General features: G+C 71.0%; 12 protein-coding genes. 4 read left to right on the forward strand and 8 right to left on the reverse strand.

What is annotated here, in order from left to right; genetic code table 11:
* Positions 1-2 precede the first annotated feature (2 nt).
* Both ACX28W_RS04365 and ACX28W_RS04370 read right to left on the reverse strand, forming a co-directional pair.
* Positions 3-1,586: a phosphatase PAP2 family protein gene (locus ACX28W_RS04365; protein WP_458997407.1), complete on the reverse strand. Its 1,584-nt coding sequence runs from the start codon at positions 1,584-1,586 to the stop codon at positions 3-5.
* A gap of 114 nt (positions 1,587-1,700) precedes the next feature.
* Positions 1,701-2,975 carry an MDR family MFS transporter gene (locus ACX28W_RS04370; RefSeq protein WP_458997529.1) on the reverse strand — a complete coding sequence of 425 codons (1,275 nt, stop codon included), beginning with the start codon at positions 2,973-2,975 and terminating at the stop codon, positions 1,701-1,703.
* 195 nt (positions 2,976-3,170) lie between these two features.
* Here ACX28W_RS04370 and ACX28W_RS04375 point away from each other — a divergent pair, with 195 nt between their 5' ends.
* Together ACX28W_RS04375 and ACX28W_RS04380 are read left to right on the forward strand one after the other, a co-directional pair.
* Positions 3,171-4,109, forward strand: a complete 939-nt coding sequence (locus tag ACX28W_RS04375; protein WP_458997408.1) for a hypothetical protein — start codon at positions 3,171-3,173, stop codon at positions 4,107-4,109.
* Positions 4,106-6,376 (forward strand): caspase family protein, encoded by a 2,271-nt coding sequence (locus ACX28W_RS04380; protein ID WP_458997409.1) that lies wholly within the window; start codon positions 4,106-4,108, stop codon positions 6,374-6,376. The genes ACX28W_RS04375 and ACX28W_RS04380 overlap by 4 nt, the downstream gene beginning before the upstream one ends.
* 8 nt (positions 6,377-6,384) lie before the next feature.
* Here the strand turns inward: ACX28W_RS04380 and ACX28W_RS04385 are convergent, their stop codons facing one another.
* From ACX28W_RS04385 to ACX28W_RS04405, 5 genes are read right to left on the reverse strand one after another with little or no spacing between them, the layout of a single operon-like run.
* Complete coding sequence (locus tag ACX28W_RS04385; protein WP_458997410.1) at positions 6,385-8,268, reverse strand: DUF2264 domain-containing protein; 1,884 nt, start codon at positions 8,266-8,268, stop codon at positions 6,385-6,387.
* A gap of 22 nt (positions 8,269-8,290) precedes the next feature.
* The gene (locus ACX28W_RS04390) at positions 8,291-9,364 is read right to left on the reverse strand and encodes a LacI family DNA-binding transcriptional regulator (RefSeq protein ID WP_458997530.1); all 1,074 of its coding nucleotides are present in this window, start codon (positions 9,362-9,364) and stop codon (positions 8,291-8,293) included.
* A 46-nt stretch (positions 9,365-9,410) separates the two neighbouring features.
* A complete protein-coding gene (locus tag ACX28W_RS04395; protein WP_458997411.1) occupies positions 9,411-11,060 on the reverse strand; it encodes a type 2 periplasmic-binding domain-containing protein in 1,650 nt (549 codons plus the stop codon).
* A 29-nt stretch (positions 11,061-11,089) separates the two neighbouring features.
* Positions 11,090-11,977, reverse strand: a complete 888-nt coding sequence (locus ACX28W_RS04400) for a carbohydrate ABC transporter permease (protein WP_458997412.1) — start codon at positions 11,975-11,977, stop codon at positions 11,090-11,092.
* Positions 11,974-12,828 (reverse strand): ABC transporter permease, encoded by an 855-nt coding sequence (locus tag ACX28W_RS04405; protein ID WP_458997531.1) that lies wholly within the window; start codon positions 12,826-12,828, stop codon positions 11,974-11,976. Before ACX28W_RS04405 ends, ACX28W_RS04400 begins: the two co-directional genes overlap by 4 nt.
* Positions 12,829-13,096: 268 nt before the next feature.
* Between ACX28W_RS04405 and ACX28W_RS04410 the strand changes: the two genes are divergently transcribed.
* Positions 13,097-13,285: a hypothetical protein gene (locus tag ACX28W_RS04410; protein ID WP_458997413.1), complete on the forward strand. Its 189-nt coding sequence runs from the start codon at positions 13,097-13,099 to the stop codon at positions 13,283-13,285.
* Between the two features lie 140 nt (positions 13,286-13,425).
* On the opposite strand, the gene ACX28W_RS04415 is transcribed toward ACX28W_RS04410, so the two are convergent.
* Positions 13,426-13,884: a protease inhibitor gene (locus tag ACX28W_RS04415; protein WP_458997414.1), complete on the reverse strand. Its 459-nt coding sequence runs from the start codon at positions 13,882-13,884 to the stop codon at positions 13,426-13,428.
* Positions 13,885-14,193: 309 nt separating this feature from the next.
* On the opposite strand from ACX28W_RS04415, the gene ACX28W_RS04420 reads away from it, so the two are divergent.
* Entirely contained in the window at positions 14,194-14,745 is a 552-nt protein-coding gene (locus ACX28W_RS04420; RefSeq protein WP_458997415.1) for a hypothetical protein, read from the forward strand.
* Positions 14,746-14,824 lie beyond the last annotated feature (79 nt).

A 14,824-nucleotide genomic window follows, 5' to 3' on the forward strand; every position in this document is an offset into this window, starting at 1 on the left:
CCCTAGACCGAGGGGCCGCCGTCTGCAGGGAGACGGCGGCCCCTCCCGCGTCCGCGGTGGCGCGCCGTCGCGGCGGCGAGGCGGGCCTGCTGGACGACCTCACTCCGCGGCACGGCGGGCCGGTACACGACCAGCGCGCGCCGCTCCTTCTCCAACCTCAGCCTCCACCCGGGTGGCGTGGGAGCGACTTCACCGTCATAGGCCAGTGCGTCCGTTCCTCCGAGCTCCTCCAGCTCGACCCAGGAAACAGCCTCGGCGCTGTAGACACGGGACCGGCCGAGCGCCCCGGCGAGCGCGGAGACGACGACGCGGGTGCGGGCGAGGCGGTGGTCACCGTCGATCAGGCGCAGATCGAGCAGGCCATCGTCCAGACGTGGCCGGAAGGCGGGGGCGAAGCCCTCGGGTTCGTAGCGGCCGTTGCCCGCGAAGAGCAGCCACAGGCGTCGGTGGCGGCCGTCGACGTGCAGTTCGATGGGGGTCGCGGTGCGCAGGACGCGGACCAGGGCGACGGCCGCCGCGGGCCACTTGCCCCACCGCTCCTCCAAGTGTTCGCGCATCCGGACAAGTTCGGGATACAGGCCGATGCTGAAGGTGTTGAGGAACCGCACCTCGTGTCCGGCCCCCGACCTCGCCACACCGACGTCCACGGCCACCGCCTCGCCGCGCTCGACGGCGGCGGCGGTGTCCTCGAAGTCGGCCGCGCCCAGGTCCTGGGCGAAGTGGTTGAAGGTGCCGCCGGGGAACACCGCGAGTGCGAGCTCCCGCCGGGCCGCCGCACGGGCGGCGGCGTTGACGCTGCCGTCGCCCCCGCACACCCCCAGCGCTCCGCCCGCCTCCGCGGCCCGGTCGACCGCGCGGGCGAGCAGCGCGGCGAAGTCGTCGTCCGGGCCCCGCTCGATCAGCTCGGCCCGGGGCAGCAGCCCGCGCAGCCGCTCGGCGGGCGGCAGCGGCGCCACGGGCGTCCCCGTCCCGGCCCGGCTGTTGACGAAGACGACGAGCCCCTCGCCGCCGGGCAGCGCGGGCGCGGGTGCCGAGGGCCGTTCCCGCTCCCGGAGCGCCGGGCGGGGCGGCCACCAGCGGCAGGTGAGCGCGGCGGCCCCGACGCCGATCGCCGCCCCGGCCAGCACGTCCGCGGGGTAGTGCACCCCCACGTAGACACGCGAGAAGGCGATCGCGGCCGCGACGGGCGCGACCAGCGCGCCGTATCCGGCGGACTCCAGGGCGACTCCGGTGGTGAAGGCCGCGGCCGAGGCGGAGTGCCCGGAGGGGAAGGAGGTGGTGTGCGGCTGCCGGGTGAGATGCCGGATCGGCGGTACGAGGTCCAGCAGCGGACGGGGCCGCCGGGTACTCCACTTCACGACGGTGTTGACGGTCAGCGAGGCCAGCGCGAGCGAGCCGACGCCCCGCAGGGCCGCCCGTCTGGCCGTGCGGCCCCCGATGACGGTGAGGCCGGCCGCCGCGCCCAGCCACAGCCGTCCGTGATCGGCGGAGTGGCTGAGCCGCCGCAGCGCCGGATCGGCGCCGGGCAGCCGCGCCGCGGCCACCCATGTGAACAGTCGCTGGTCCCACTCGCCGAGAACACGCATGCTCCATCGTTACGGCGCCACGCCCATGTCGGCATCCCGTACGACGCGCACCGGCGTCGGCACTGCTTCACCGAGCGCACGCACGGCCGACCGGTTCGGCTCGGAGTACGAGCGCTACCGCTGGGCGGTGCCCGGCTGGTGGTCGTGGCTGCGCCCCTGGCGCGGCTCCGGGTGGCGGGGCAGCAGCGCGATCGACGCCACGGGGATCGCGGCGAGGACCAGCCAGGGCACCGCGGGTGGCAGTCCTGTGTCCAGCAGGGAGCCGGTTCCCGCGCTGCCGACGAGAACGATGAGGCCGGAGACTGAGGACATCGCACCGGTGTAGAGACCGAGCCGGCCGTCGTCGGCGAGGTCGGGCACCCAGGCGCGGGCGGCGGGCGCGACAAGCATCTGACCGAGGGTGAGCAGGACGACGAAGCCCGCCGCGGGCAGCAGCCCCACGGTTCCCGTCGACGCGGCGGGCCGGGCCACGGCCACCACGCCGAACCCGGCGCCGATGAGCAGCAGCCCGGCCGCCATGCACCGGCGCAGGTCGAGCCGGTCCGCGACCAGGCGGGTGACCGGCAGCTGGGCGGTCACGACCAGCAGGGAGGACAGCGCGAACAGCCAGGCCAGCGGCGCCTGAGAGCCCGCCGCGCGCTCCACCTCCTCGGGCAGGATGAGATAGAGCTGGTTGTACGCGAGCAGATAGGCGCCGTACGCACCACACAGCGCCAGAAAACGGCGGTTGCGGGCCAGGGCGCGGAAACCTCCCCCGCCCGTCACCCGTATGCGGCCCGGTATGTGCTGCGGCAACAGCCACGCATGCCCCGCCAGGACCACCACGAAGACAGCCGCTCCGGCGAGGCAGACGGCGCGGAAGTCCACCGCCAGCAACAGCGCGCCCAGCAGGGGCCCGACGAACGCGCCGGCCTGGCCCGCCACGGTGAACAGCGCCAGCACCCGCGTGCGGGACCCGCCACCGTCCTGTTCCCAGGCCACGGCCTGTCGTGCGACCTCCGACTCCACGGCGGGCGAGAACAGCGCGGCCGCGAAGCCGATCAGGACGACTGCCCCGATCACCGCCCACGTGTGAGCCGCGTATCCCAGCCAGGCGAACCCCGCGATCCGCAGCACGCACCCCGCGAGCACCACGGGCCGCACCCCGTAACGGTCGCTCAGCCAGCCACCCAGCACGAACATCCCCTGCTGACTGAACGTCCGCAGCCCGAGCACCAGCCCGACCAGCCAGCCCGTCATTCCGATCGCCGTGCCGAGGTGCTCGGCCAGAAAGGGCAGCACGGCGAAGAAACCGATGTTGAAGGCGAGTTGGGTGAGGATCAGCAGGCGCAGGAGAGGAGACAGCTGCTTGCGGACGCGTTCGCGCGGAGCGGCTTTCGACTGGACCACCGTTCTTTTGTCGAATTTCCGCACCTGCACATCATAGGCATTATGAGATACCCCTTCGATCCGCCCCGGACATGGACCGAGAACGGTGCAGACCGCATCGAAGGGTAGTGATTTTGACCTGTGGGTAATTTCCCGGCATCTCTCCCCATTACGGGGGGAGGCTTTCCTGCAACGGAAACCCGGGGGGGCCGTCCAGTGGCAGCAGTCGTGGTGGTGCATGGCATCGGACAGCAGTACGAGGGGCCGGAAACGCTTCACCTCCCGCTCGCTCGCTCGCTGCGCGACGGCGTGGGCTTCGCGGGACTGGTTCCGCCCGCAGTGGAGGACATCCGTACGGCCTTCTACGGGGATGTCTTCAGGGCATCGGGAGGCAAAGGCGCATCCGATCCGTCCTCCGACGAGGGCGATCCCAATGATCCCAATGATCCCAACGATCCCTTCGAGGCCGACCTCGCCCGCGCCTGGTGGGCCGCGGCGGCTCTCATCGACCGCGACCACGTCCAGCGGCCGGACGACGTCGAGGGAGCGAAGGCGAGGACACCGCTGACGGTGAAGGCGGCGTTGCGCGCCCTCAGCATGTCCCGCTTCGCGACCCGTCTCACGGAGCGCGCGTTGCGCGGCACGCTGCGCCAGGTACGGGACTACCTCCACGACCCCGACATACGCGCCCGCGTCCAGGCCGCCGTGTCCGCCGAGATCACCAAGGACACCAGGGTCGTGGTGGGGCACTCCCTCGGCTCCGTGGTGGCGTACGAAGTCCTGTGTGCCCGCCCTGACGACCCGGCGCGCGTGCTGGTCACACTCGGCTCACCACTGGGTATCCGTCACCTCGTCTTCGACCGGCTTCAGCCCACACCGGTCGCGGGCAGAGGGCCCTGGCCGGGGTGTGTCGCGCGGTGGACCAACGTCTGTGATCGCAACGATGTGGTGGCGCTGGTGGAGAGGTTGGGCCCGCTGTTCGACGGCGACGAGGGCGCGGTCGAGGACCTCTCGGTCGATGTCGACGCGGACGCCGAGCAGGCGCGAGCGGTCGAGGACCTCACCGTGGACAACGGATGGGAGGCCCACTCCCTGGCGCACTACCTCACAGCGCGTCGGACGGGCGCCGCGATCGGCAGGGGGTTGCTCCTATGACACGGCCGGGCAGGCGGCGGTTCTTCGCCGCCGGAGCCGCGGAGTACGACGACCCGGAGTACCTGCCGCTGGCCGGAGTGGTGACCGACCTGAGCCGGATGAACGCCCTCTTCGAGCAGCAACTTTCGTACGAGCTCGCCGAGGAGTTGGACGCCCGGACCGCGGAGACGCTGCGCAAGGGGCTGGCAGGAGAGCCCGGCCGGACCTTCCGCCCGGAGGACACCGTGGTGGTCTACTACAGCGGCCATGGGACCAACGCCAACAGCCGCCACTACCTCGTGTGCGAGGAGAGTGCCAGGGAGCGGCCGACGGCGACGGCACTCGCGACCGAGGATCTGGTGCGGATCCTGGCGGAGCGGGGAGCCCGGCGGCTGCTTCTCCTCATCGACACGTGCTGGGCGGGAGCGGGAGCGGGCCAGGCCGCCCGGAGCGCCGCCATGGAAATGGCGCAGCGTCTCGAAATCTACGCCGACCGGCAACTGGTGGCGTTCTCGGTGATATCGGCGGCACGGGACTACCAGCGGGCCTACGACTGCGCCTTTTCCGAAGCCCTGGCCGAGACGGTGCACGGCAAGGCGTGTGGCGGGATGCTGGCCGAGCGGCTGCAGCTGGAAACCGTGGTGGAGCACGTCGGCCGCAAGCTCAGGAGCCGGGGCCAGGGGCAGGACGTCACCCATGTGACCCTCCTGAGCGACCTCCAGGGCGAACCGTTCTTCCCCAATCCGGCCTTCATACCGGGCGCTCCGGAAGGTGTCTCCGTGTCCCATCAGGACGCATGGGCGCGCACGCATCCCAACGGCGCCCCGCTGCCCCCGAGTGGACGGTCCGCGGCCGTTCCGCCCCCGCCGGCGGGTGGCCGATTCGTCGGCCGCGCCGCCGCGCTGGAACACCTCCGTGCCTGGGTGGCCGCGGTGGATCCGCCCGGCACCTGGCTCGCGGTCACCGGCGATCCCGGTACCGGCAAGTCGGCACTCCTCGCCGAGTTCTACCGCCGCTTCGTCGATGAGCCGGACCGGCCGGACGGCGCCAAGTCTGCGACATGGCTGTTCGTCGACGTCCGGCACCGGCACCTCGAAGACCTGCTCGAGCAGCTGGCCGTCGCCGAAGGCGCCGACCCCGGGATCCCGCCGGATCAGCTGCTGTCGATCCTGCACAGCCGGACGGAACGGTTCGTCCTGGTGGTGGACGGAGTGGAGGAGGCGGGATCGCCGGACGACACGAGCGAGCCGGCCCGGATCACTCGGTACCTCGACGTCCTCACATCGCTGGTGCGTTGGATGCGCGTGATCGGCACGGCGTCGCGAGACCTGGTGGGCAAGCAGCCGCGCCCCGACGTGCTCGACCTGGATCAGCTGGAGGAGGCGGGAGAGGGCGACCTCACGGCTCATGCGGCTCGTCTGCTGACCCGACCGGACGGTCCGGGCAGCACCGGCGGCTGGTCCTCCGACCAGGCGGACCGGGCCGCACCGGCTCTGGTCCACAAGGCGCAGGGCAACCATCTGCTGCTGAACCTGTTGGCCCGGCTGACGTTGGCCGCGCCACCGCCGACTGATGCCGCGCCACCGCCGACGGATGCCGGCCCGCCGCCCGAGCCGGACGGGGAAACGGCCGGCGTCGGCGGGGTGTTCCTCGACGCGTTGAAAGCGCGCTGCCGCGACCCCGACGAGCTGAGGACGACACATGCCCTGCTGACCGGACTCGCCTTCGCTCCCGATGCGGGTCTGCCGTGGGCCGGCGGACTGTGGCCGGACACCGTGTCCGGCCTCTTCCATTTCCCTCTGCCGCTGGAAGACGACGACGTCCGACGGGCCCTGGACGCCGCGGCGCCCTTCGTCGTCGAGGGCCTGGACGCGACCGGACGCTCGGTGTACCGGCTCTACCACGAGTCGTTCGCCAAGGAACTGCGCGACGCCGCGCCACCGGGCACCTCGGACCGGATGGCACAGGCGCTCGCGGCGGAACGGAACGCAGACACCCGGAAGAGCCCGGACCCTCCGGTCGCCCCCTCCCCGCCGGATCACCTTCCCGCAGGCACGGGGGCATCCGACGTCCTGCAACCCCTCACCGAGCACATGTGGGGCCAACTCGTCGACGGCATGCCCGAGATGTTCGACGCACCTTCCGCCGTGGTGCTCATCGCGACCCCTGGAACCCCCGAGATCGTGGTGACCCAGGACCAACGGGGCAGCAAAGAGGTCACCGTCCGCGCGGCAGCCGACAAGAGCCTCTACGTCCGCCAACTGCGACGACAACCACCGCCACCCTGACAGCTACCTCAAACCTCCTGCTCCGTCCCGTCCGGGAAGCGGACGACCACCCCGCCCTCGGCCGTGACCCGGGCGCCGGCACCGGCGATCTCGGGGTCGGCGCCGAGCACCACCAAGGTGACGAGGAGATGGACGCCACCCGGGTGAACGGGCAGCAGCAGATGGGGAGTTGCCGAGTGCTCCCCATAGGCGTTGGCGTCCCGGGCGTGCGCGACCGCGCCGGGACGCGCGCCGTCCCAGCCGTACAGCGCGACCACCGCACTCGTCAGCCCGTCCGGGCGCCGCGCCCGCGCCCACCCTGGCCCCACGTCCTGCGCCAACGGCCCGGCGTCGTCGGCCAGCGCCCACCCCCCTTCCCGTACGACCGCACCACGCGGCCCCGCCACCCGGTGCACCCGGACCTCCCACGCACCGTGCACCACGCTGGTCGTCTCGATGCGATGGTCCGCGCCGGACAGGCTCGCCATGTGCCATGAGGCGGCGCGGCACCCGGCCGCGCCCAAGGGGTGGATCCGGCCGCGGCGGGACGCCGTGCCGTCCGCCGCGACCAGCGCGATGTGGTTGTCGATCCCGGCCCCCACGGTGTCGGGTGCGCTCGCGCTGGCGTACGCGAACTTCGCGTAGTGCGGGCTGTCCTCCGCCTCGGCCGGTGGCGGCGGCAGCCGGTCGCTGCCGTGGTTGACCAGTCGTACGACACCGTCGGCGGCCGTCGAGTGCAGCAGCCAGCCCGGGGCGGGCAGCGCAACGCAGCGGTCGGCCGTGTCGACAAGGCCGGGCTCTTCGGGAGCCGTCCACACGGGGTGGTCGGCGGGAAGCAGCAGACCGAGGAACGCCTTGCTCGCCCAGTACGGGGAGGCGGGCCCGGAGTAGCGCTGGGTGACCGGGAGATGGGGGCGGTACCAGCCCAGGGACAGCAGTCCCTTCTCGTCGGGCACTCCGCGTTCGGCGAAGTGCTTCAGGGCTCCGGAGGCGAGCCGCCGGGTGAGGCCCGGTGACAGCGGGGTCGCGTCGGCGAGGACGCCCGCCCACAGGGGGGCGGTGGTCGCGAAGCGGTAGGTGAGGGAGCGGCCCTGGTGCACGGGTGCGCCGTCCGAGCCGAAGAAGTACTGGTGGATGCCCAGGAATTCGCGCAGCCGGGCGCGGTGCAGCGCCACCAGCTCCTGGTCGGCCCGCTCTCCCGCGACGCGCTCCCACAGCACCGGGTACAGGTGCAGGGCCCAGGCGTTGTAGTAGTCGAATTTGCGGCCGTCGCCGTCCGTGTACCAGCCGCCGCCCCGGTACCAGTCCCCCAGCCGTGCCAGTCCCGCGTCGATCTCGGCACGGCTGTGCGGGGCGCCGACCGAGGCGAGGAACTCCTCGGTGATGACCTGGAAGAGGCGCCAGTTGGAGTCGTTGACCGTCGCGCCGATGAACCCGCTCAGCCAGTCCACGACCCGCTGGCGGACGCGGTCGTCGAGGCGGTCCCAGATCCAGGGCCGGGTCTCGTGCAGCGCGATCGCGACGGACGCCGCCTCGACCATCGGCTGCCCCCGGTCGGTGATGTGCGGCCATCGGTCCGCACTGTGCGGGTCCGTGCCGGCGGCGAGTCCGGCCGCGTACCGCTCGATCAGGGCGGGGCTCACCTGCCCGCCGGAGCCCGCGATACGGAAGGCGGCGAGCAGGAAGGAGCGTGCGTAGCCTTCGAGACCGTCGGACCAGGGGCCGGAGTGACTGGCCCGGCCCGGCAGCCGGTACTGGGCCAATTCCGGTGACGCGTAAGGGAGTAGTCCGTCCAGGAGGTGGTCCGCCGTGGCCTCCCAGTGGGCCCGGGTCCAGCCGGTGACGGGTGAGTGCGTGAGGTCGGGGGGCGGCAGGTGCGTCGGGGCGGTGGGCGACACATGCGGCAGGGTCATACGGGGGTGGATCCTCCGTCTTCTAAGCCCCGGGCGGGGGCGGCTGAACGCTGTCGCGTACGACGATGTGCGTGCCGAGCAAGTGGTGGGCGCCCGCCGCGTGTTCGGGATCCCGCAGGGCGATGCGGACGGCGGCGCGGCCGAGTTCCTCGGCGGGGGTGCGGACGGTGGTGAGCGGTGGGTTGAAGTCCTCGGCGAGCGGGATGTCGTTGTAGCCGACGACGGAGATGTCCTGGGGCACGCGCAGCCCCGCGTCGGAGATGGCCCGCAAGGCTCCGGCGGCGACCATGTCGTCCCCGGCGAAGACCGCGGTGAAGGGCGCGGTGAAGGGCGCGCGTCCATCCCCGCCGCCCTTGAGCAGTTCGGTCATCGCGCGGTGCCCCGCCGCGCGGCCGAGCCCGCAGTCGACCACATGGGCGGCTTCGGGTCCGAGACCGTGTTCGGCGAGCGCGGCCCGGTATCCGGCGACGCGGGCATCGAGGGCCGTGTTGCCCGGCAGGCCGCCCAGGAACACGATCCTGCGGTGGCCGGCCGACAGCAGGTGGCCGGTGATGGCCCGGGCGCCGGCCTCGTTGTCGAACTCGACGACGAGTGCGGGGATGTCGGGGTCGGGAGCGGGCCGTCCGCACAGCACGAGCCGCGCACCGGACGCGGCGAGGGCCTGCGCGTAGTGCGCGACGCGCTCCCGGTAGGCGTCGTCCTCGACGACCCCGCCGACCAGGATCACCAGCCGGGCGCCCTCCTCCCGCATCAACTGGACGAATTCCAGCTCACGCCCAGGGTCGCCTCCGGTGGTGCCGACCAGGCAGAGCCAGCCTCGGGAGGCCGCCTCCGCCTCGACGCCCTCGGCGACCTGGGCGTAGAAGGGGCTGGTGACCTGGCGCAGGACGACGGCGACCATCTTGCGGCCGCCGCCGACCAGGGCGCGGGCGTGCGCGTTGGCGACGTAGTCGAGGTCGCGGGCCGCGCGCAGGACCCGGGCCCTGGTGGACGCGGGCACCGGGTAGTTGCCGCTGAGCACCCGCGAGACCGTGGCCATGGACACTCCGGCCCGCTCGGCCACTTCGCGGATCGTGACCCGGCCCTTCGACGTCATCTCGTTCCCCATCCCCCGCGCCTTTCCCTCAACCGGCCCCGCCGCCTCAGGTGTTGGCGGCGTAGTCCTCTGCGAACTCCTCGGCCATTCTGTCGCCGCCGCGGGCCCGCCATTTCTTCGCGGCCGCGTCGAGCTCGGACAGCGGCACGCGGCCCGCGACGACGCCGGTGACGGTGTCGTCCATCAGCGCCCTGAGCGTGGTGCCCTGGGAGGTGTAGGTCGGGGACTGCAGCCCGAAGGAGGCGTTGCGGATGGCGACCGGCACCACCTTCTGCTGCCAGGCGTGCAGGGCTCGTACGGCGTCGGGCATACCGGGCACGAACAGCACCTGCGGTCCCTCGGCGAGGTACTTCAGCGGCAGGTTGGTGTTGTTCTCGACCTTGCCCAGCTCGGTCGCCTCGGGCGAGCCGTCCTGGCCGCGGGTGAAGTGGGTGCCCTCGACGCCGTAGTGGACGAGTTCCCACTCCTTGCTGCCGAAGGGCGCGGCCAGGTGGTCCAGGATGCGCAGCAGCAGCTCGACGCGTTCCTTCTTCGCCTTCTTCAGGATGGTGTAACCGAAGGAGCGGCGGGCCGCGACGATGCCGCCGGGCGTGCCGTCCACGCTGTACGGCAGTGCGGCGGCCGGGGTCAGCAATCCCTTGGAGTCGAGGTACTTCGGCAGATAGCCGCCGAACCCGTCCTGCATGGAGCCGACGGTGCCGTTGAGGAAGAGGGTGGTCAGGTCCGGCTGGGACAAGGAGGTGGCGTCGGGGTGGTAGGAGCCGTTCTTGCGCAGCTGTGCCTGGTAGGCGACCGCGGCCTTGTAGCGCTCGTCGCCGTAGTTGGCGCGGAAGGTGCCGTCCTTGTCGACGGCCCAGCCCTGCGGGGCGTTGTGCGCGGCGGAGTGCACCGCGTTGCCGAAGAGCGAACCGTTCGCCGCACCGAGCGCGTACTTCTTGCCGCTGGTGCCCTTCTTGGCGACGGCGGCGAAGTCCTCGGCAGTCCAGCCCTCCTTCATCCCGGCGTCGGTGAAGAAGCCCTGGTTGACCCAGAGGGTGGAGCCGGGCAGCGGGCGTTCGAGGGGGATGCCGTAGATCTGCCCGCCGATGCGGCCCATGTCGCGCCAGGCGTGGGTGGGGATGTTGGCGAGGTTGGGGTAGTCGGCGATCGCCTCGCCGGACAGGTAGGGCGTGAGGTCCTCGGCCCTGCGCTGCACGAACTGGGCCTCACGGGGCAGGGTGAAGCCGGAGAAGATGTTGATGATGTCGGGCAGTTCGCCCGGATCACCTGCCATCACGGTGGCCATCTTCTTCTGGTAGTCGCTCTGCGCGATGATCGTGTACTCGATCTTCACGCCGAGCGCCTTCTCGACAGCGGCCCAGAACTTGTTCGCCGAGGCCGGCTTGGGCGGCGTACCGAAGGTCACCGACATGACCTTGACGGTGGAACCGTCGCCCGGTGTCCGGGAGACCGCGGTGACCAGGTCGGAGGGGTAGGTCGGGTATCCGGCCTGAACCCCCGCGTCGGTGGGAGCGAGATCGGGCTTCGGCCCGGAGAACGCCTTGTAGGCGGGCCAAGGGGCGAGTTTCTTGCCCGCGTTGGAGACATCGCCGTCGTCCGAACCGGTCGAACAGGCGGTGAGCACGCCGGGCGCGGCGAGTGCGGCGCCGCCGACGGCGATCGAGCGCAGCAGAGTGCGCCGGGACAGGGAGGGCATGGGAAACCGACCTTTCCTGGTGGCGGGAGTCAGCTCTTGATGGCGCCGGTGAGCACGCCCTTGGTGAAGTACTTCTGAAGGAAGGGGTAGACGAGCAGGATCGGCACGGTGGCGATCACCAGGACCGCCATCTGCACGGTCTGCGGGGCGTTGACGGTGCCCTCGCCGACGGTCGTGTCGGTGAGTCCGGAGCCGGCCACCACATAGGTGCGCAGCACCTGTTGGAGCGGCCAGTGATCGCTCTCCAGGTAGAGGGACGCATAGAACCAGGAGTTCCAGTAGGCCACCGCGTAGAAGAGGCCGACGACGGCGAGGGCCGCCTTCGACAGGGGTATGACGACCGCCCACAGCACCCGCCAGTCCCCCGCGCCGTCGAGCCGTGCGGCCTCGTACAGCTCCTCCGGGATCGCCTGGAAGAAGCCGCGCAGGACGACGAGGTTGAAGACGTTCACCAGCACGGGCAGGATCAGTGAGCTGTACGAGTCGAGCATGCCCAGCTCTTTGACCAGCAGAAAGCCGGGGATCATGCCCGGTGGGAAGAGGAAGGTGAACAGGACAAGGACCAGGACGGGTTTGCCGCCGAAGACGCCGGGGCGGGACAGGGCGTAGGCGAGGGTGACGGTGCAGGCGAGGCTGAGCAGGGTGCCGATGAGGGTGACGCCCGCGCTGACGCCGAGGGCGTGGGTGACGATGCCGCCGTCGAGGATGTCGCGGTAGGCCTTGAGCGTGGGCTCCTGCGGCCAGAGCACCCAGCCGCCGTTCGCGACGACCTCGCGCTGGGAGGCCAGCGAGGTCGACAGGATGACGAGGAACGGTACGCAGACCAGCAGGACGACGATGACGAGGGCGACGGCCTTGGCCGCCTGGGTCACGGGCTTCGGCTTCTCCATCCAGCCGGGCCGTGCGTGGGCGCTCACTTGTAGACCCCCTGTTCGCCGAGGCGGTGGGCGACCTTGTTGGCCGCGTAGACGAGCAGGGCGCCGACGACACCCTTGAACAGGCCCGCGGCGGCGGCGAATCCGTAGTCGCCGCCGACGATGCCCTGGTAGTACACGAAGGTGTCGATGATCTCGGCGGCCTGCGGGCCGACCGCGTCGCGCTGGAGCAGCATCTGCTCGAAGCCGACGGAGAGGATCTCGCCGAGCCGCATGATGAGCAGCAGCACGATCACCGGGCGGATGGCGGGCAGCGTGACGTGCCAGAAGCGGCGCCAGGGGCCCGCGCCGTCGATGGCGGCGGCCTCGTACTGCTGCTCGTCGACCTGGGAGAGCGCGGCGAGGAAGATGATCGTGCCCCAGCCGGCGTCCTTCCAGACGACCTGGGCGACCACGAGCGGCTTGAAGGCGTCCGGGTTGCCGATGATGTCCACGGTGTGCAGGCCCGCGTCGCCGAGATAACCGTTCACCATGCCCGTGTCGCCCAGGACCTGCTGGAACAGGGCGACGACGATCACCCACGAGATGAAGTGCGGCAGATACGCCACCGACTGCACGAAGCGGCGGACGCTGCTCCAGGTGAGGCTGTGCAGCAGCAGCGCGAGGGCGAGCGGGACGGGGAAGTAGAAGACGATCTGGAGGACCGCGATCCAGAGCGTGTTGAGGACCGCGTCCCAGAACTCGCCGTCCTCGAACATCCGTTGGAAGTTGCCGAGACCCACCCAGCGGCTGCCCCAGATGCCGTCGAAGGGCACGTAGTCCTTGAACGCGATGACGTTGCCGAGCAGCGCGCCGTAGTGGAACACCAGGAAGTAGGCGAGCCCGGGGAGCATCAGCAGGAACAGCGCCCAGCTCCGCCTGCCCTGAAAACCTTTTCGCTTCGTACGAGCGCCGGGTGGGCGACGACGGGAAGGGGTCACGGTCGTCTTACCTGGGCGCTCCCGTAGCAGCGCTGCCACGGAACCTCCTCACCTCTGGCTGTCGGGTGAGGGGAAGTTAAAACGTTTTCAGAGTCGGGTCAACACTTCTGACACAACTGGGAGTTGCCCGTGAAACGATCGGGGCTCGGGTGGACGACGATCCGGAAGTGGAGGCGCGTAGGTGAAGTTCGTACTCGAAGTCGACCTGGAGGAAGCGGGCTGGGGCGCGGAGACCGCTCAGGAGTTGGGGCGGATCCTGCGGTACTGGGGCGGGAACCTCGGCCACTACGAGTTGAAGCCCGGGGACGGGTCGGTCGTATACGACTCCGCTTACCGCGAGGTGGGGCGCTGGTCCATCGCGTCCGACTGATCCCGAGGGCCGGCCGACGGCCCCACTCCGTCAGGCCGGCCCCCGGTGCGAGATCGCCCGGCGCACCGCTTCGAGGGCTCGCACTCCCCAGCTACGCGCCCTCGGTCAGTCGTTCACAGCGGCCGCGCGATCCCGGTCCCTCAGAACGTGAAGAGGGTCGTCCCGTAGGAGTTCTTCACGCACTCGTTCGCGAAGGTGCGCTCGTAGGCGACACGCTTGCCCTGCCAGACACCGGCGACCGTGACGACCACCGGGTCGAACTGCCTGGTACACATCGCCCCGTCTCTGACGGTCAGGGCGTCGAGGTCGCCGCCGGCTCCGCGGAGTTCGGCGCAGGCCCGGGCGGCGGCGGGGTGGGTGCCGGAGGCGGTCGGGGCGCAGTTCAGCGTGACCGCGCGTTCCGGAGTGACGGTGGCGGCGCTCTGGCCGTGGCCCGTGGTGAGCACCAGGGCCGAGGGTGCATAGAGCCCCGAGGGGGCGGACACCGAGGCTTGACTCGGGACGACGCCGGGGGCGGCGAGGGCGGCCCCTCCGAGGGGTCCGCCGACGGCGGCGGCCGTGAGGGTGAGAGCCGCTGCCCAGCGTGCGGTGTTCGGCATTGTGTGCATCCTTCCGCTCGATCGAATGCGGTACCGGCTCGGTCGGATGCCGGTACGGCGAGCGCGAGTCTGCCGAGTCCGGACCGGAAACACACATCGACCCGACGTCTTTCGGTAACTTTGAGTATTGAATCACTGGCGTGAAGTAACGAAATTCGAACGTTCAAGCCCCGGAACTGAGCGGTCGTTGATCGTCGGGAGTCTCCTCCTGGCCGGTTTCCCACGGCTCGGCAATCGTCCTGAAACATTCCGCTTCAGCCCAGGGCGGATCCTCTTGCTCATCTCCCGCTACGGAGTAATCGTCATTACATGATTACTGCAGAGCAACGAGAGAAGCTGCGCGGCTGGTTCGCCGGCCGCCTGCCCGACGATCTTTTCGAGAGCCTCGAAGAGGTGACGGTCGACCGTGAGGAGATCACTGTCGTCGGCCGTATCCCCGAGCCCCGGCTCGCCGAAGGCGCTTCGGACACCGAGAAGGAGGCGGCCGTCCAGGCGCGTATCCAGGAATTCCGGGAGCGCACACGCGAGGACCGCGTCGCGGTGGCGCGCGAGGCGGAGCACCACTTCCGCAAGAAGGTCTCCTGGGGTGTGGAGTGCGGTGACGAGCGCGCCCTGTTCACGCACATCGCCGCGCCCGTCATGACCCGGCTGCGCCAGCCCGAGCGCCAGGTCCTGGACACCCTGATCGCGGCCGGCGTCGCCCGCAGCCGCAGCGACGCCCTCGCCTGGTGCGTCCGCCTCGTCCAGCGCCACACCGACGACTGGCTCACCGAGCTGCGCGACTCGCTCGAACACGTGCAGCGGGTCCGGGCACAGGGACCGGACGCGGAACCTCAGGGCACGCCGGCGGACGAGGAGTGAAACAAGGCCCGACCCCGAGGGAGCTTTCGTCCGCCGAGAGCCAGAAAGACGGATGAACCGTCCTCTGGTGTGGTGCTTG

Source organism: Streptomyces sp. SD15, from assembly GCF_054462255.1.